General features: G+C 72.0%; 15 protein-coding genes. 12 read left to right on the forward strand and 3 right to left on the reverse strand.

The window, feature by feature from the left end; translation table 11 throughout:
* Positions 1 to 147 precede the first annotated feature (147 nt).
* Positions 148 to 1,140: a cell wall anchor protein gene (locus tag O7621_RS14700; protein ID WP_282229802.1), complete on the reverse strand. Its 993-nt coding sequence runs from the start codon at positions 1,138 to 1,140 to the stop codon at positions 148 to 150.
* 399 nt (positions 1,141 to 1,539) lie between these two features.
* Here O7621_RS14700 and rsmD point away from each other — a divergent pair, with 399 nt between their 5' ends.
* From rsmD to mutM, 8 genes are all read left to right on the forward strand, one after another.
* On the forward strand, positions 1,540 to 2,103 hold the full coding sequence (rsmD, locus tag O7621_RS14705) for a 16S rRNA (guanine(966)-N(2))-methyltransferase RsmD (protein ID WP_282229803.1): 564 nt from the start codon (positions 1,540 to 1,542) through the stop codon (positions 2,101 to 2,103).
* Positions 2,100 to 2,594 (forward strand): pantetheine-phosphate adenylyltransferase, encoded by a 495-nt coding sequence (gene coaD / locus O7621_RS14710; RefSeq protein ID WP_278167761.1) that lies wholly within the window; start codon positions 2,100 to 2,102, stop codon positions 2,592 to 2,594. Before rsmD ends, coaD begins: the two co-directional genes overlap by 4 nt.
* 218 nt (positions 2,595 to 2,812) lie before the next feature.
* A complete protein-coding gene (locus tag O7621_RS14715; protein ID WP_123604406.1) occupies positions 2,813 to 3,310 on the forward strand; it encodes a hypothetical protein in 498 nt (165 codons plus the stop codon).
* 81 nt (positions 3,311 to 3,391) lie between these two features.
* Positions 3,392 to 3,955 carry a YceD family protein gene (locus tag O7621_RS14720; RefSeq protein WP_282229804.1) on the forward strand — a complete coding sequence of 188 codons (564 nt, stop codon included), beginning with the start codon at positions 3,392 to 3,394 and terminating at the stop codon, positions 3,953 to 3,955.
* 5 nt (positions 3,956 to 3,960) lie between these two features.
* A complete protein-coding gene (rpmF, locus tag O7621_RS14725) occupies positions 3,961 to 4,134 on the forward strand; it encodes a 50S ribosomal protein L32 (RefSeq protein ID WP_123600480.1) in 174 nt (57 codons plus the stop codon).
* A 124-nt stretch (positions 4,135 to 4,258) separates the two neighbouring features.
* Entirely contained in the window at positions 4,259 to 5,230 is a 972-nt protein-coding gene (locus tag O7621_RS14730) for a phosphate acyltransferase PlsX (protein ID WP_282234599.1), read from the forward strand.
* Positions 5,227 to 6,060, forward strand: coding sequence for a ribonuclease III (rnc, locus tag O7621_RS14735; protein ID WP_282229805.1), 834 nt, complete (start codon positions 5,227 to 5,229; stop codon positions 6,058 to 6,060). The genes O7621_RS14730 and rnc overlap by 4 nt, the downstream gene beginning before the upstream one ends.
* A gap of 41 nt (positions 6,061 to 6,101) precedes the next feature.
* Positions 6,102 to 6,956: a bifunctional DNA-formamidopyrimidine glycosylase/DNA-(apurinic or apyrimidinic site) lyase gene (gene mutM, locus O7621_RS14740; protein ID WP_282229806.1), complete on the forward strand. Its 855-nt coding sequence runs from the start codon at positions 6,102 to 6,104 to the stop codon at positions 6,954 to 6,956.
* A gap of 11 nt (positions 6,957 to 6,967) precedes the next feature.
* On the opposite strand, the gene O7621_RS14745 is transcribed toward mutM, so the two are convergent.
* Positions 6,968 to 8,500, reverse strand: coding sequence for a CAP domain-containing protein (locus O7621_RS14745; RefSeq protein WP_282229807.1), 1,533 nt, complete (start codon positions 8,498 to 8,500; stop codon positions 6,968 to 6,970).
* 417 nt (positions 8,501 to 8,917) lie between these two features.
* On the opposite strand from O7621_RS14745, the gene O7621_RS14750 reads away from it, so the two are divergent.
* Positions 8,918 to 9,112, forward strand: coding sequence for a hypothetical protein (locus tag O7621_RS14750; RefSeq protein ID WP_123600485.1), 195 nt, complete (start codon positions 8,918 to 8,920; stop codon positions 9,110 to 9,112).
* Between the two features lie 283 nt (positions 9,113 to 9,395).
* Positions 9,396 to 13,022, forward strand: a complete 3,627-nt coding sequence (smc, locus tag O7621_RS14755; protein ID WP_282229808.1) for a chromosome segregation protein SMC — start codon at positions 9,396 to 9,398, stop codon at positions 13,020 to 13,022.
* Here smc and O7621_RS14760 read toward each other — a convergent pair.
* The gene (locus O7621_RS14760) at positions 12,955 to 14,784 is read right to left on the reverse strand and encodes an alkaline phosphatase D family protein (RefSeq protein WP_282229809.1); all 1,830 of its coding nucleotides are present in this window, start codon (positions 14,782 to 14,784) and stop codon (positions 12,955 to 12,957) included. The two genes, smc and O7621_RS14760, sit on opposite strands and share 68 nt — an antisense overlap.
* 250 nt (positions 14,785 to 15,034) lie before the next feature.
* Here O7621_RS14760 and ftsY point away from each other — a divergent pair, with 250 nt between their 5' ends.
* Both ftsY and O7621_RS14770 read left to right on the forward strand, forming a co-directional pair.
* On the forward strand, positions 15,035 to 16,246 hold the full coding sequence (ftsY, locus tag O7621_RS14765; protein WP_282229810.1) for a signal recognition particle-docking protein FtsY: 1,212 nt from the start codon (positions 15,035 to 15,037) through the stop codon (positions 16,244 to 16,246).
* Between the two features lie 6 nt (positions 16,247 to 16,252).
* Positions 16,253 to 17,083 carry an aminoglycoside phosphotransferase family protein gene (locus tag O7621_RS14770; RefSeq protein WP_199757471.1) on the forward strand — a complete coding sequence of 277 codons (831 nt, stop codon included), beginning with the start codon at positions 16,253 to 16,255 and terminating at the stop codon, positions 17,081 to 17,083.
* The last annotated feature ends 204 nt before the right edge of the window (positions 17,084 to 17,287 follow it).

A 17,287-nucleotide genomic window follows, 5' to 3' on the forward strand; every position in this document is an offset into this window, starting at 1 on the left:
GCGGCCGGGAGCGGCTGCGGCGGACCAGGGAACGGGGCTGCGGCCGGACAGGCGGAAGGGCGCCGACCGGGGGGGATGGTCGACGCCCTTCCTCGGGGTGGTGCGGGGGGATGACTTGTCAGTCAGTCACGACCCAGGGTGGCTGACTCAGGCGGTGAAGGTGACCCGCCGGCGACGCGCCAGGTAGAACAGCACGCCACCGATGGCGAGCAGCGCGACGGCGCCAGCGGCGAGACCGCCAGCGGCGGCACCGGTGACCGGCAGGGAACCGCCGCCCTCGCCACCGGTGTCGCAGTCCTCCGGCAGCTCCCAGGCGAAGGCCTCGGACTCGTCCTCGAAGCCCTCGACGACCGGGGTGACCTCAAGGCCCTCGAACGCGTCGAACTCGGCCACGCCCGACTCACCGGGGCCGACGGTGACGGTGAGGGTGTCGCCCTCGTTCGGCACGAAGTCGACGGTGACGGTTTCGCCGTCCTCCGGGTTGTTGATGGTGAAGATCAGCTGGTCGCAGGTGGACTCGATGATGCCCTCGGGCTCGCTGGGCTCCACCACCGGCGGCTCGGTCGGCTCCGGCGTGACCGGCGCGGTCGGGCTCGGGTCAACGCTCGGTTCGACAGTCGGCTGCACGGTGGGCTCGGTGGTCGGCTCGGTCGTCGGGTCGACGGTCGGGCTCGGAGTCGGCTCGGCGCACATCGGCAGCAGCTTCAGCAGCCTCGGCTTCTTCACCGGAATGCTGGTGACGGTCTGCGTGACGACCTCGGTCTTCCGGGGCCGGACGCGGAGCCACTCGGCGGTCACCGTCAGGGTCACCTTGGTGATCTCGGACGGGATCATCTGCTCGCCGCGAATGCCGTCCCTGCCGGTGGGCAGTTCCGCGCCGACAAAGATCTCACCGGTGATGTCGGTCTCCGCCGGGTCGGTCGAGACCTCGGTCAGCGTCGCGGCGAGGTCCCGCTCGCTGTTCCAGACCTTCCAGACGATCTTCCAGTCGCCCTCTGCCGTCTTGCAGACCGGCAGGCCGACCGGGATGGGGTGGTGCGCGCTGGCGGGGGTGGCGAGGGCCACCGCGCCGACCATGCCGATCGTCGCGCCGGCCGCGATGGCCACGGCGCGCCGAAGCGGAGACTTCAGACGGTTCACAGGTACTCCTGAGTGAGGGGTTCAGGGGCCCGGCGCGGACGTGCGCAACCTGACTGGTGAGGTGCAGTCGATGATTGGTGCGACAACGACCCGCGTCGTGCGTCGTGTCCGGCGTTGTCCCGCCGGCACAGCGCCTGACCTTAGCTGTTCCTGAACTGACGTGGTGACCCACAGGTCCAGCTAAGGATGATGTTGTCGTTCCGAGACAATTCATAGACGCAACGTGTTCGCCGTCCGCTTTGCGGGTTGCCGTTTGAGCTTCGGGGTGTCTCTCTGCACAACAGACGCACCTGGTCCACGAGGGTGGATTGAGCCGTCCGGGTCGGCATTCGACCGGTTTGGCTGATCGCGTAGCGTGCCGGGGATGAGCGCACCGGCCGCCGTTGGGGTTCGCCGCCGATGACCCGGATCATCTCCGGCCGGCTTGGCGGCCGGCGGATCGCCACGCCGCCCGGCGGGAACACCCGGCCCACCTCCGACCGGGTCCGTGAGGCACTGTTCAGCACCCTCGGCACGATGACCGACCTGGTCGGGGCGCGGTTCGCCGATCTCTACGCGGGCAGCGGCGCGGTGGGTCTGGAGGCGCTGTCCCGGGGCGCCGAACACGTCCTGCTGGTCGAGTCCGACGCGCGGGCCGCCCGTACCGTGCGGGCGAACATCGCCGCGCTGGGAGCCGGCACCGGTGCCCGACTGATCACTGCCAAGGTCGCGACCGCGCTGGCCACGCCGCCGGACGGCGGCGGCTACGACGTGGTCTTCGCCGACCCGCCGTACGCGGTGACCGACGCCGAACTCCGGACCGTCCTGGACGGTCTCGTCGCCGGCGGGTGGCTCGCCCCGCACGCCGTCGTGGTAGTCGAGCGGTCAGCCCGGGGATCGGCGTTGACCTGGGTGGAAGGCGTCACTGCCGAACGCGGGCGGCGTTACGGCGAGACCATGCTTTGGTACGGTCGGCGATCATGAGACGAGCGGTGTGCCCCGGCTCTTTCGACCCGGTCACCAACGGACATCTCGACATCATCGGCCGGGCCAGCCGGCTGTTCGACGAGGTCATCGTGGGTGTCCTGATCAACCAGTCCAAGGCTGGCCTGTTCACCATCGACGAGCGGATATCGATGCTCCGCGAAGTGACCGGGTCGTACCGCAACGTTCGGGTCGCGTCGTTCCGTGGCCTGCTGGTGGACTTCTGCCGTGCTCAGGAGGCGGCCGTCGTGGTCAAGGGCCTGCGGGCGGTCAGCGACTTCGACTACGAACTGCAGATGGCGCAGATGAACATCGGCCTGGCCGGGGTGGAGACGCTGTTCATGCCGACCAACCCGCTCTACTCGTTCCTCTCCTCCAGTCTGGTCAAGGAGGTCGCCAAGTGGGGCGGTGACGTCTCGGCGCACCTGCCCGAGGCGGTCCACGACCGGCTGCTCGCCCGGGTCACCGCGCCACCGACCCAGCAGGTGTGAACCGGGCCGGCCCGGCAGCTCCGGGCGGGCCGACCGAGCCGCGATGAACCGCCCGGCGCGTCGCGACTCGCCCGGACCCGGGGTGGGATGGACCACATGTCGTCCTGGGTCGCATCATGATGGAGCGCCGACCGGTCCGGCAGTTGGGATGATGACGTTCTGGCCCGGCCTTGCCATCATGGTGGGTCGACCCTCCGACAACAGGGAGTGAGATGCCGGTGGATCCATTCGACCGCATCGACGAGATCATCGCGATGGTGGAGACCGCGCGGGCCGTGCCGATGTCCCGGAACAACTGCATGATCGACCGGGCCGAGATGATCGGTGTCCTGGACCAGTTCCGGGCCGAGCTCCCCGCCGACCTGCGCCGGGCGGCGGCGCTGCTGGAGGAACGCGACAAGATCATGGACGCCGGCAAGCGCGAGGCGGACCGGATCATCAGCGAGGGCGAGGCCGAGCACGCCCGGCTGGTGTCGGTGAACGAGATCACGGTCTCCGCCGAGCATGAGGGCGCGCGGATCGTCGCCGAGGCCCGCGCCGAGGCGCAGCGGCTGCGCGCCGAGGTCGACGACTACGTCGACACCGCGCTGGCCAACTTCGAGCAGTTCCTCACCCGGGCGCTGGCGTCGATAGAGCGTGGCCGGGACAAGATGCACGCGCTGCGGGAGATCGGTACCTTCTCCGGTGAAGAGAACGAACGCCCGCTGCCCTTCTGACTGACCAGTGCCCCGGTTCGACGCCGTCGCCGCTGCTCGGGTAACCTACTTTGTCGGCCTCTACCAGGCCGGAGTCCAACTATGCGCAATCACTCGTCGAAGACACTCAACCCCAGGTCGCCGCTGGTTCTCGATACCCGGGAACTGCCGCGTCGCCCTGGCGCGTTGCGTACGGTGAGCCGGGTGGTGCCCGCGCCGGCGGACCTCGGGCTGGAGCTGAACGGCGTACCGGAAGGTGCCGACCTGAGCCTCGATCTGCGGCTCGAGTCGGTCTCCGAAGGGGTGCTCGTCTCCGGGACGGTCTCCGGGCCGGTCTCCGGCGAGTGCGGGCGGTGCCTGCGCCCGATCAGCGAGTCGCTGACCGTCCCGATCCAGGAGCTGTACGCATACGAGAACAGCACCACGGACGAGACGACCGACATCGACGAGGTGGGCCGGTTGCAGGGCGATCTGATCGACCTGGAGCCGGCACTGCGGGACGCGGTGGTGCTTGCACTGCCGGCCACCCCGCTGTGCCGCAGCGACTGCCCTGGGCTGTGCCCCGACTGCGGGGTGCACTGGGACGAGCTGCCGGACGACCACAACCACCAACAGGTCGACCCGAGGTGGGCCGGCCTGTCGCAACTGACCCGCCAAGAGGAGTAAGAGCCGTGGCCGTTCCCAAGCGCCGGATGTCCCGCAGCAACACCCGTTCCCGCCGGTCCCAGTGGAAGACCACGCCGGTGGTGACCGTCGAGTGCCCGCAGTGCAAGTCCGCGAAGCTGCCGCACACCGCGTGCACCGTCTGCGGCACCTACAACGGCCGCCAGGTCATCGAGGTCTGATCCGGTCGTCGTGACGCCGCCGGTCTCCGACCGGGCGGCGCGGACTTCCCGGCGAACGCCGGGTGCCTCGTCTCAGGAGCGGGCCGGCCGGCCGGCACCGGCCGGCGCTGACTCCGGGACTGGCATCTCGCGGATCGCCGTCGACCTCCTCGGCGGGGATGGGGCACCCGCCGTCGTGGTTGACGGCGCTCTGCGCGCCTGCCGCGCCGATCCCGATCTCCAGCTCCTGCTCGTCGGCCCGCCGGACGCGGCGGACGACGTTCGCGCCGCGCTGCCCGACGATCAGCGCCGGCGGATCACCGTACGCCCGACAGGCGCGCCCGGCGGGATGGCGGCCGGTACCGCCGCAGAGCCCGGCACCGGCCGGGCCGACGAATCGATCCGGGCCGGCATGGCCGCCGCCGCCGACGGCGCGGCCGACGCGTTCATCTCCGCCGGGTCCAGCGGCGCGATCGTCACCGCCGCAGCGCTCGGGCTCGGCCGGTGGCCGGCCGTCCGCCGGCCCGCCCTGGTCGTCACCGTCCCGGCGGTCGCCGGCCCGGTGGTGCTGCTCGACGTCGGCGCCACGGTAGAGGCGCGCCCGGCCACCCTGACCCAGCACGCCCTCTTCGGGGCCGCGTACGGTGCCGTGCGGCTCGGCCTGGACCGGCCCCGGGTCGGACTGCTCTCGATCGGTGCCGAGCCAGGCAAGGGCGACCGGGTCCGGCGTACCGCCGACGCTCTGCTGCGGAGCCTCACCCTGCCCGCCGCCGGCCGGTACGTCGGCCTGGTCGAAGGACACGACGTCACGCTCGGCGACGGCATCGACGTGGTGGTCACCGACGGCTTCACCGGGAACGTACTGCTCAAAGGCATCGAAGGTGCGTACGCGATGGCCGGCGGCCCGGAACCGGGCCGGGTCGCGCCCCGGGCGGCGGCCCTGCTCGGCGTCGCCGGGACGGTGGTCGTCTGCCACGGTGCCGCCACCGGCGCCGACATCGCCACCGGTATCACCCTCGCCGCCGGACTGCACCGTGGCCGGGTGACCTCGACTGTCGCCCGGATGCTCGATGACATCACCCGGCTGATCGCAGAACAGGACGAGGTATCGCCATGAGTAACAACCAGTTCCGTCGTCCGCCGGTTGCCCACCTGGAGGCCGCGTTCGGTGTGGCGTTCGAACCGGACCTGCTGGAACGGGCGTTGACCCACCGGTCGTACGCGTACGAGAACGGCGGTCTGCCCACCAACGAGCGGTTGGAGTTCCTCGGCGACTCGGTACTCGGTGTGGTGATCACCTCGGCGTTGTTCCACAGCCACCCCGACCTGCCGGAAGGGCAACTGGCCAAGCTTCGCGCCAGCGTGGTCAACATGCGGGCGCTCGCCGAGGTGGCCCGGTCTCTCGGCCCGCAGGGGCTCGGCCCGTACCTGCTGCTCGGCAAGGGGGAGGAGAGCACCGGCGGGCGGGACAAGGCGAGCATCCTGGCCGACACCCTGGAGGCGCTACTCGGCGCGATCTACCTGCAGTACGGGCTGGACACCGCGTCGATCGTGATCCGCCGGCTGTTCGACCCGTTGATGGCGGACTCCGCGAGCCGGGGCGCCGGACTGGACTGGAAGACCAGCCTGCAGGAGCTGACCGCGACGCTCGGACTGGGCGTGCCCGAGTACCGCATCGACGACGCCGGTCCGGACCACGCGAAGACCTTCACCGCCTGGGTGGTGGTCGCCGGGCAGCGCTACGGCGGGGCCGAAGGCCGCAGCAAGAAGGAGGCCGAGCAGCGGGCCGCCGAAACTGCGTGGCGTACCCTCTCCGCGCAGATGGTGGACTCCACCGCGGTCGCCGGCACCGCGGCGGCCGCCAACGAGCCCGATCTGGTCGCCAACGAGCCCGGTCCGGCCGTTGACGAGAACAACGCTGACGATGATCCGCCCGCCCAGGTCTGAGCGCGCAAACACCACCGGCACCGGTCGGAGAAAGGCCTGTCATGCCAGAGCTGCCCGAGGTCGAGACTGTGCGGCAAGGGCTGGCCGGCTGGGTGATCGGTCGGCGGCTGGACACCGTGGAGGTGCGCCATCCCCGGGCGATCCGCCGGCACCTGCCCGGCCCGCTGCACTTCGCCGCCGTACTCGCCGGCCGGCAGGTTCTTGACGTCCGTCGCCGTGGCAAGTACCTGTGGCTGCCGCTGGACAGCGGCGACGCGGTGGTCGGCCATCTCGGCATGTCCGGACAGCTGCTGCTGCAGCCGGCCCACGCCCCGGACGAGACGCACCTGCGGGTCCGCTTCCGGTTCGTCGACGGTGACCCGCAGCTGCGCTTCGTCGACCAGCGGACGTTCGGTGGGCTCGCCGTCTCGGCCGGTGGCGCCGAGTTACCGGCCGAGATCGCGCACATCGCCCGGGATCCGCTCGACCCGGACTTCTCCGACGCCGCGTTCGTCGCGGCGGTACGCCGACGTCGCACCGAGATCAAGCGGGCCCTGCTCGACCAGTCGCTGATCTCCGGGATCGGCAACATCTACGCAGACGAGGCGCTGTGGCGGGCCGGCCTGCACGGCACCCGGCCGACCGACCGGCTGCCGGCCGCGACGGTCACCAGGCTGCTGGCACACGTACGGGACGTGCTGCGGGCGGCGGTCACCGAGGGTGGCACCAGTTTCGACGCGCTCTACGTCAACGTCAACGGCGAGAGCGGCTACTTCGACCGGTCACTCAACGTGTACGGGCGGGAGGATCAGCCCTGCACCCGGTGCGGGGCGCTGATCCGCCGGGAGTCGTTCATGAACCGGTCGTCGTTCAGTTGCCCGCGCTGCCAACCTAGGCCGCGGGCCGTCCGCCGCTGACCGACGTCAGCTCAGCGCTCCGACCCGAACATCTGCGTCCAGTAGAGGGTCCCGTTCGACGAGGTGGCCGTACCGACCCCCATGGCGACCGCGTCGCAGTTGAGGATGTTGGCCCGGTGGCCCGGGCTGTTCATCCAGCCCTCCATGACCGCCTCGGCGGTGGGGTAACCGGCCGCCACGTTCTCGCCGATCGCCTGCTCGTAGCCGGCCCGCCTGGCACGTTCCCACGGGTCGCTGCCGTCGCTGCCTTCGTGCGACATGTCGTTGTTGGTCGCCTGGTCCTCGCTGTGCAGCCGGGCCGCCTCAGCCAACTGGTCGTTGATCGTCACCGCGCCGCACCCGTTGTCGTCGCGCGCCGCGTTGACCAGCGCCAGGACCTGCTGCTGCCGGCTGGTGTCCCCGGTGGCGGTCTGCTGCGGCGCGGCGCTGGTCTTCGCCGGCGCGGCGGTGGTGCGCTGCGGCCGGGAGCTTTCCGGGGCGGCGGTGCTACGGCGTGGGCTCGGGGCAGCCGAGGTCGGCGGTGGCGGTGCCGGGCTCGCAGCCGGGGTCGGGGCGGCACCGAGTTCGGCGTCGAGCACCTCCGGCTCGCCGATCTGCGGGTCCTCCGTACCAACGGACTGTTCGGTGAGTGGGTCGGTGACCGAATCGACATCCGTTGCCACGACGGTGTCGTCGGTGCCTTCGGTTGAGTCGTCGCCGAACCCGGCGCGCAGCATCGCGCCGCCGCCACCGATCGCCACCAGCAGCACGACGACCAGCGTGGCCAGGGTGACCGGCCCGACGGCGAGTCGGCGCCGTCGGCCGTCGGAAACCTCCGGGTCGGAGTCGTCGCGCGCGTCAGACCGCCGCCGACGGGCCACGCGGGTCAGCGACCCGGTGTCGGTCGGGTCCTCACGCGGCCCCCGGTCGTCGTCGGTCCAGCGATCGTCGCCGCTGGCCCAGCCGTCCTCACCACCGGGCCAGCCGTTGGCGTCGCCGGGCCCGTCGGCCAGGTCCCGCAGCACGCTGTACCGGTGCGTCTCGGTCTCGGCGTGCCAGGCGTCGCTGCCGGTCCTGTCGTACCTGTGCGGTCCCTCGGCGTACCCCGGTCCCTCGGCGTACCCCGGCCCGTTCGGGCGGGCGATCAGGTGGGTGTCGTACCCGTCGTCGGTGGGGCGGCCGTACGGCTGCGGGTGGTATTCCGCCCCGCCGGGGAGCTGCCCGGTCGGGTCGGCGGGGTAGTCGCCGTGGTCCACGCCGTCGTACGCCGAGTGCTCGTGGCGGTCCGCTCCGTAGGCCGGGTGACCGCCGCCGTAACTGCCGAGGTCGTAACCGCCGTCGCCAGGGAACCGGCCGGCGGTCGGGTAGTCGTCGGCCGTCGCCGGGCCGGAGTAGCCGTCGGCCGAGGAAGGGCCGGGTCGCCAGCCGGCGTCGAGGTGGTCACGCCAGGAACTCTGCCCGAACCGGTCGGTGTCCCAGCCGACATCACCGGATGCGGTGTGGTCAGCGGGCGGCGTCGGATCGCCGGGGATGGGTCCATCGGCCCGGTCGTTGCGCCGGTACAAGGTCGTTGCCTCCGCAGGTGGGTGGTCGGCCCAGCCGGCCGCGTCCGGTGGGACCGGGGGCGCTGTGCCGGGTGCGACGCTAAGGTGTCCGGCCGTGCCCGGCAACGCCGCTAAGACAAACCGGCGATCCCGCTAAGGAAGAGATAAGGCGGACGGCTGTCCGGCTGAGGTTCTGTCGTTGACACTGTGATCTGTGCCGCTAAACCGCCGATCTTCGTACCTTTTGGGCGATAGATTCGGTGGAGGAGGTGGGGATCCTCGTCTGGTGGAACTTGACGAAGCGGCGACTTCGGCGGACCATGGGGGTGTCGCCAGTCGCGCCCAGTCGCGCCCCCGCATGCCCGGGGGTTGACCGACACGAGGGTTCACGGGCGCGCGTTGGCCGGCCTTTCCGGCAGCGCATTACAAGGAGACGAAATGGCGAAGGCCCTCTACGGCCACGTTGGTGCAGCACCCGACCGGCGCCTGCTCGACGAGGTCACCCGATTGCGTGCCACGGTACAGGCACTGGAGTTCGAGATCACCCGACTGCGGGCGGAGAACGACCGGCTCGCCGCAGCGGTCGCCGAGAGCGACGACCTGCTGCGGATCCCCGAGCCTGCGCTCACCTGATCTCCACGGGCGCCGGTGCAGGCCGGCGCCCGCCGCCAGTGACCGTACGTACCGCTGATCGCACGCATCCCGCGCGCCGACACTCAAGTGCCGGCGCGCAGCTTTTTGTCCGGCCCCGTCCGTGGCGCGGTTCCCGTCCCGTCCGTCTGCGGCCCCCTCTCAGACCCGGTCACGGTGTCCCAGCCGCGTCGGATCCGGTGACCGTCCGACCGACGGGTTAGCCTGTGCCGTACTGACCAGCACTGACGGCCGCACGGCGACCCGTCGGACGAGGAATCGGACCGTGCATCTCAAGAGTCTGACGGTGAAGGGCTTCAAGTCCTTCGCCTCCGCCACCACCCTGAAGCTGGAGCCCGGGATCACCTGCGTGGTCGGCCCGAACGGCTCCGGCAAGTCCAACGTCGTCGACGCCATCGCCTGGGTCCTCGGCGAGCAGGGCGCGAAGGCGTTGCGGGGCGGCAAGATGGAGGACGTCATCTTCGCCGGCACCGCCGGCCGGGCCCCGCTCGGCCGGGCCGAGGTCACGTTGACCATCGACAACACCGACGGCGCGTTACCGATCGAGTACACCGAGGTGTCGATCACCCGCCGGATGTTCCGCTCCGGCGAGAGCGAGTACGAGATCAACGGCAACCACTGCCGGCTGCTCGACATCCAGGAACTGCTCTCCGACTCCGGCATCGGCCGGGAGATGCACGTCATTGTCGGCCAGGGCCAGCTCGACGCCGTACTGCACGCCAAGCCGGAGGACCGGCGGGCCTTCATCGAAGAGGCCGCCGGGGTGCTCAAGCACCGCAAGCGCAAGGAAAAGGCGCTGCGCAAGCTGACCGCGATGCAGACCAACCTGGACCGGCTGACCGACCTCACCGGCGAGCTGCGCCGCCAGCTCAAACCGCTGGGCCGGCAGGCCGAGGTGGCCCGCCGGGCCGCCGGGATCCAGGCCGACCTGCGCGACGCCCGGCTGCGGCTGCTCGCCGACGACCTGACCACCCTGCGGACCACCCTCGACAAGGAGATCGCCGACGAGACGGCACTGCGGCAGCGTCGTACCGAGGTGGAGTCCGAACACGCCGAGGTACAGTCCCGGCTGGCCGAGCTGGAGTCGGCGCTGGCCGAGGACGCGCCGCTGCTCGCCGCCGCCCAGGACACCTGGTACAAGCTCGCCGCCCTGCAGGAACGCTTCCGGTCGACCGAGCAGCTGGCCGGTGAACGGCTGCGGCACCTGTCCGGCGTGCCCGACGACGAACGACCCGGGCGTGACCCGGACCAGCTCACCGACGAGGCGCACCGGGTCCGCGAGCAGGAGGAGGAGCTGCGGGCCGCGTTGACCGAGGACCAGATCCGCCTCGCCGAGGCGGTGGAGGGCCGCCAGCAGCTGGAGGCGCAGCTGGCCCAGGCCGAACGGGCGCTGGTCGCCGCCGCCAAGGCGATCGCCGACCGGCGGGAAGGGCTGGCCCGGCTGGCCGGCCAGGTCAACTCGGCGCGCGCCCGCACCTCCAGCGCCGCCGACGAGATCTCCCGGCTCACCGCCGCGCACGCCGACGCACAGGCCCGCGCCGACCAGGCCCAGCAGGACCTGGACGCGGCCGCCGAACTGTCCACCGAGGCCGACCGGGACAACGCCGACCTGGACGCCCGGCACGCCGAGGCGGTCACCGCGCACGACGCCGCCGCCGCCCAGGTACGGCAGTTGTCCGACGCCGAGCGCCGGGCCGAGAAGGAGGCCGCCACCTGGCAGGCGCGGGAGGACGCGCTGGCGATGGGGCTGCGCCGGGGCGACGGTGCCGGGGCGCTGCTGGCCCGGGCCGATCAGGTGCCCGGCCTGCTGGGCAGTCTGGCCGGCCTGCTCACCGTCGCGCCCGGACACGAGGCGGCGCTGGCCGCCGCGCTGGGCGGTCTCGCCGACGCGGTGGCGGTCACCGGCATCGACGAGGCGGCCGAGGCGATGCGGCTGCTCAAGATCCAGGATTCCGGCCGGGCCAGCCTGCTGGTCGCCGGACCCGCCGGGCCGGGAATGATCGGCCCGCCGGACACCCTGCGGCCGGCGATGCCGCCTGGGGCGACCTGGGCACCGGACGCGGTCAGCTGCCCCGATGAGCTCCGGCCGGCGCTGCACCGGGCGCTGCGGGACGTGATCCTGGTCGGCGACCTCGCGGCGGCCACTGCGGCCGTCGCCGACCATCCGCAGCTGCGGGCGGTCACCCCGGACGGCGACATCGTCGGCGCCTACGCCGCCGCCGGCGGATCCGCCAAGGCCCCCAGCTTCATCGAGGTACAGGCGGCGGTCGAGGAGGCCCGCAGCAACCGGCTCACCGCCGAAGCCACCGTCGCCGAGCTGCGCGGGCAGCTCGACACCGCTCGGGAGGCGGCGGCCGGCCTCAAGGAGCAGGTCGCACAGGCCGCCGCCGAGCGTCGACAGGCGGAGGGGCAACGTAACGCGGCCGCCCGCCGGCTCGCCGAACTCGGCGCCGCGGCCAGGTCGGCCCGGGCCGAGGCGGAGCGGCTCGGCGCCTCCCGGGACAAGGCCGCCGAGGCCCGGGACCGCGACCTGGCCACGCTGGAGGAGCTGGAGGAGCGGCTCCGGCTGGCCGAGGCGACCCCGATCGACGAGGAGCCGTCGACCGCCGAACGGGACGAACTCGCCGCGATGCTGCCCGGTGCCCGGCAGAACGAGATGGAGGTCCGACTCGCCGTCCGTACCGCCGAGGAGCGGGTGTCGTCGATCGCCGGCCGGGCGGACTCGCTGCTGCGGCAGGCGGCGGCCGAGCGGGCCGCGCGGGAACGCGCCGCCGCCCGCCGGGCCGCCCGGGCCCGGGGCGCGCAGATCGCCCGCGCGGTCACCGCCGGGGCCCGCTTCGCGCTGACCAGGCTGGCCGACTCGATGGTCGACGCGGCCGCCGCCCGTGACGAGATCGCCAGCGCCCGCGCCGCGCGGGAGGCCGAGCTGCAGGAGGTACGCGGCGCGGCAAAGCGGCTCGGGGCCGAGCTGGAGCGGCTGACCAGCGCCGTGCACCGCGACGAGGTGGCCCGCGCCGAGCAGCGGCTGCGCATCGAGCAGCTGGAGGCGAAGGCGGCCGAGGACTTCTCGCTGGACGTGGAGACCCTGCTCGCCGAGTACGGCCCGCACCAGCCGGTGCCGCCCACCCAGGCCCAGCTGGCGGCGGCCGCCGCCGACGGCAAACCGGAACCGCAGCCGGTGCCGTTCGACCGGGCCACCCAGGAGAAGCGGTCGGCGAAGGCGGAACGGGAGCTGGCCCTGCTCGGCAAGGTCAACCCGCTGGCGTTGGAGGAGTTCGCCGCGCTGGAGGAGCGGTACAAGTTCCTCTCCGACCAGTTGGAGGACCTGAAGGCGACCCGCAAGGACCTGCTCACCGTCGTCGCGGACGTGGACGACCGGATCCTCGAGGTCTTCTCCAGCGCGTACGCCGACACGGCGCGCGAGTTCGAGCAGGTGTTCACCGTGCTGTTCCCGGGTGGCGAGGGGCGTCTGGTGCTCACCGACCCGGACGACCTGCTGACCACCGGGGTGGAGGTGGAGGCCCGGCCACCGGGCAAGAAGATCAAGCGGCTGTCGCTGCTGTCCGGCGGGGAGCGGTCGCTGACCGCCGTCGCCATGCTGGTAGCCATCTTCCGGGCCCGGCCCAGCCCGTTCTACATCATGGACGAGGTGGAGGCGGCGCTGGACGACGTCAACCTCGGCCGGTTGATCACCCTGATGGCCCAGCTGCGGGACCGCAGCCAGCTGATCATCATCACCCACCAGAAGCGGACCATGGAGGTCGCCGACGCGCTGTACGGGGTCACCATGCGCAACGGTGTCACCCAGGTGATCAGTCAGCGGCTCAAGTCGGCCGACGAGTCAGCGGTGCCGACCGACTCGGCGTCGGCTGCGCCGCCGCCGAGTCGGTGAGCCGGCGACGGGCCACCTCACGTAGCGCGCCGTCGGTCGTCGTGCCCTCCAGCGTCACCTCGGCCGTCGCGCCGTCGTGCAGCAGCGTGCTGACCGCGTTGCCGAAGTACGGGCCGTCCAGCTTGCGCCAGCGCACCGACGGCCTTGGCAGTCCGGCGGAGCGGGCCAGCGCCCGTAGCGCCGCCGTCGGCCCTCGCCACCAGCCCAACCGCATCAACGGCCGCATCAGCGCCGGCACCTGATTGTGGATCGGTGAGCAGGTGAGCTGGTGCACCGGGGTGCGTAACCGCCCAGGCAGCACGGCCTGCGCCACGTACGAGTGGTGCACGTCGCCGGAGAGCATGCTGATCGAAGCCGGCGGCGGATGGCCCGGCCCGGCGCCGACCCGGTCCGGTTGCGTCCCGTCGGCGGCAGCCGGCCCCGCGCCGACCCGGGCGAACAGTTGCCCGAGGTCGTCGAAGGAGCGCCGGAACGCGGCCCAGTGCTCCAGGTCCAGGACCTGGCGCAGCCACTCCGACGACGCCGCGACCCACCGCCGGGGCGACTCGGCCAGCCGTTCGTTCCACGACTCGAGGTGGTGGATGCCGGGCGGCATCAGCCAGGGCAGCGACGCGCCGACCACCAGATGGTCGTAGCGGCCGTGGGCCCGGTCGGTGAACCAGGCCCACTCACCGGCCGGCAACATGCTGCGTGCCCCCGGCCGCAGTACCCGGCTGCACCGGTTGTCCAGCACGATCACCCGGGTCCGGCCGACGTCCAGCGAGAAGCTCCACTGGTACTGCACCTGCGACCAGCGCTGCGGGTCGTGCGCGACGTCCGCCTCGGCGTCCACCCGGGCGCCGAATTCGCGCAGCACATCGGTGGCGTCGTCGGCGGCGGTGACTGCCCGGAACACCGGGTCGGCGGCGACCTCGTCCGGGGCCAGGTTGCCCAGGTGCTGGTAGACCCAGTAGGAGGCGAGTCCGCTGCTGATTCGCTCCGGCCACCAGGGCTCGCCGCGCATCCGCGCCCGCCAGGCGGCCGACGTGTTCCAGTCGTCGATCACCTCGTGGTCGTCGAAGATCATCACGCTGGGAACGGTCGACAGCAACCAGCGGATCTCCGGGTCCCGCCACGACTCCAGGTACAGCCGGGTGTACTCGGGGAAGCTGACCACCTGGTCGGCTGGGGCGCCGGGCAGCAGCCCACGATGCCGGCGCCGCCGCCGCAGGAACCGTCGGATCACCGGCGACGTCTCGTCGGCGTACACCTGATCGCCGAGCAGGAGCAGCAGGTCGGGCCAGTCGCCGCCGGCCGGGTCCAGGCCGGCCAGCCGCCGGGCGTACGCGTCGAGCGCGTCCGGCGGCAACCGTCGGGCGGTGGAGTGCTGGGTGGTCTCCCGGCAGGATCCGAAGATCAGCCGCACCGGCTGGGCGTCGTCGTCGGCCCGCCGGGTCCGGATCACACTGCCCGGGTACGGCGAGTCCGGCTCCGGCCAGACCCGCCGGTCGTCGAGGAAGACCTCGTAGCGGTGGCTGGAGCCGGGGGCCAGCCCGTCGACCACCACGAGCGCGTAGTGGTGCCCGAACGCGCTGAAGGTGCGGGCCGAACCGCCCGCCGTGCCCGTCGTCGCGACCCGTACCGTGGCCGGGGCGTCGGTCTCCACCCAGACGGTGGCCTGCCCGCCGACCACCCGCCGCAGCAACGGCCCGATCAGTAGCCGGGGGCCGGCCGCCGGTCGGAGCTGCGGGTCCGGTCCACCGGCGGTTGTGCCGTCGGTCACCGGTGGTCCCTGCCGGGCTGGTGTGCAGACATGGTCGACCTTTCGCCAGGGACGCGGGACGGCCTCCTTTGTACCCCGCATGCAGGCCCGTCACCCAGTTCCCCGACCTGTTCCTGAGGGCTGTGATCGCCGGCCGGCGACACTGTCCGCGGGGGTTGGTCGCCGGCCGGCGACACTGTACCGGGGGGTGGGTGTCACCGATGGGTGCGGTGGGCGGGACGCGGTCGCGGCCATCTGTCAGGATTTCCGCATGGATTACCTCGTCCTCGCCGCGATCCTGCTCGGTGTGCTGCTGATCGCCGGTCTGGGGCTGGTGGTGCCCCGGTTGCGCCGGCAGCCTCCGCTGCCGCCGGCACCGCCGACCCCGCTCGGCGGCGAGCAGCCGCAGGAGCGCCCATCGGCCGACGCCGACGGCGAGCGTCCGGTCGGCGTCGCGGTCGAGGAACGTCCGGTCGCGCCACCGGCCGAACCGGAGCAGGCACCCGCAGAGCCGGTGGCGCCGGTTCCGCCGACCCTGGAACGTCCGGAGCCCACGGCCGGGCGGCTGGTCCGGCTGCGGACCCGGCTGTCCCGGTCGCAGGGCCTGCTCGGCAAGGGGCTGCTGAACCTGCTCTCCCGGGACCGGCTGGACGAGGAGGTCTGGGAGGAGATCGAGGAGAGCCTGATCACGGCGGACGTCGGCATCGAGCCGACCCGGGAGATCGTCGACCGGCTGCGGGAGCGTACCCGGGTCCTCGGCACCCGCAGCGCCACCGAACTGCGTACGCTGCTCACCGAGGAGCTGGTCGCCGCGCTGGACCCGCAGCTCGACCGGGCGTTGAACACCGGCGGCGAGCCGAGCGTGGTGCTGGTCGTCGGGGTCAACGGGGCCGGCAAGACCACCACCTGCGGCAAGATCGCCCGGGTGCTGGTCGCCGACGGCCGTACCGTGCTGCTGGGTGCCGCCGACACGTTCCGCGCCGCCGCTGCCGACCAGCTGACCACCTGGGCCTCCCGGGTCGGCGCCGAGGTGGTCCGCGGCCCGGAGGGTGCGGACCCGGCCAGCGTCGCCTTCGACGCGGTGAAGCGGGGCATCGACACCAAGGTCGACGCGGTGTTGATCGACACAGCCGGCCGGTTGCAGAACAAGATCGGCCTGATGGACGAGCTCGGCAAGGTCAAGCGGGTGGTGAGCAAGCATGGTCCGGTGCACGAGACACTGCTCGTGCTGGATGCCACCACCGGGCAGAATGGGTTGGAGCAGGCCCGGGTGTTCACTGAGGCGGTGGAGGTGACCGGGGTGGTGCTGACCAAACTCGACGGCACCGCCAAGGGCGGTATCGTCATCGCGGTGCAGCGCAAGCTCGGCATTCCGGTCAAACTGGTCGGTCTTGGCGAAGGTCCGGACGACCTCGCCCCGTTCGATCCGGCGCAGTTCGTCGACGCCCTGATGGGCGCCGATCCACGTGGAATGGATGCGTAGCCTCGGGTGACGTACCGCAATCAGGAGCCACGTCTCGGGAGACCGTACGTGACCCAGCAGGAAATCCCACTGCGTGGCGGCAACGTCAGCACCGTGGTGCGGGTCGGAGACACCGTCCGGCGCAACGTCGGCCCGTGGACGCCCTCGGTGCACGCGCTGCTGCGGCATCTGGAGTATGTCGGGTTCACCGGCTCGCCCCGGGCTCTCGGCATGGACGAACGCAATCGCGAGGTCCTCTCCTACGTCGAGGGGGAGTGCGGCGAGTATCCGCTGGCGCCGCACTGGGTAAGCGACGAGGCGCTGGTCACCGTCGCGACGATGTTGCGGATGTTCCACGACGCCCAGTACGGGTTCAATCCGCCGCGTAGCGCGGTCTGGCGTTCGTTCGGCCCGCCGCCGCCGGACACCGAGGTGATCTGCCACCACGACGCGGCTCCGCACAACGTGATCTGGCGTCCGGACGGCACCCTCGCCCTGATCGACTTCGACCTGGCGTCGCCGGGGGCGCGGATCTACGACGTCGCGTACGCCGCGTGGACCTGGGTGCCGCTCTTTTCCGACCGGGACTCCTACACGCTGGGCTGGCGGCATCCGGACCGGCCGCGCCGGCTGCGGCTGTTCGCCGACGCGTACGGGCTGATCCCCCGCGACCGGCACCGGTTGGTCCGGACCATCCGTAAGCGGGTCGTCGACCATGTGGAGGGAATCCGGCGGATGGCCGCCGCCGGAGATCCGGCGTTCGTCCGGATCGTGCACAAGGGCCATCTCCGTCGGCCGATGCGGGACCTGCGGCTGCTCGACTACGAACGGCACATCCTGGAGTACGCGTTGCGCTGACCGGCGGCGGGCCGGGGCGGCAGCGGTCCGGGGACGGGTGAGGAGTTCTGTCGTCTTCCGGACAGCCGGCGGTGGCTATTCGGTTGATATGACCCTGCCTGATCTGGCGATAGTGAAGTGTTCTTCACATGTTGGAAACAACCCGTCACGTGTTGGAAACGGCACGGGCACCCTGCGTGAAACAGCTGCCCAGCAAGCTTCGCG

Source organism: Solwaraspora sp. WMMD937, from assembly GCF_029581175.1.
Taxonomy (GTDB): Bacteria; Actinomycetota; Actinomycetes; order Mycobacteriales; family Micromonosporaceae; genus Micromonospora_E.

What these genes read in the sequence shown, in the direction of transcription:
- rsmD (WP_282229803.1), top strand. Translation starts at nt 1,540, where the DNA reads ATGACCCGGATCATCTCCGGCCGGCTTGGCGGCCGGCGGATCGCCACG.
- coaD (WP_278167761.1), top strand. Translation starts at nt 2,100, where the DNA reads ATGAGACGAGCGGTGTGCCCCGGCTCTTTCGACCCGGTCACCAACGGA.
- O7621_RS14720 (WP_282229804.1), top strand. Translation starts at nt 3,392, where the DNA reads ATGCGCAATCACTCGTCGAAGACACTCAACCCCAGGTCGCCGCTGGTT.
- rnc (WP_282229805.1), top strand. Translation starts at nt 5,227, where the DNA reads ATGAGTAACAACCAGTTCCGTCGTCCGCCGGTTGCCCACCTGGAGGCC.
- mutM (WP_282229806.1), top strand. Translation starts at nt 6,102, where the DNA reads ATGCCAGAGCTGCCCGAGGTCGAGACTGTGCGGCAAGGGCTGGCCGGC.
- O7621_RS14750 (WP_123600485.1), top strand. Translation starts at nt 8,918, where the DNA reads ATGGCGAAGGCCCTCTACGGCCACGTTGGTGCAGCACCCGACCGGCGC.
- ftsY (WP_282229810.1), top strand. Translation starts at nt 15,035, where the DNA reads ATGGATTACCTCGTCCTCGCCGCGATCCTGCTCGGTGTGCTGCTGATC.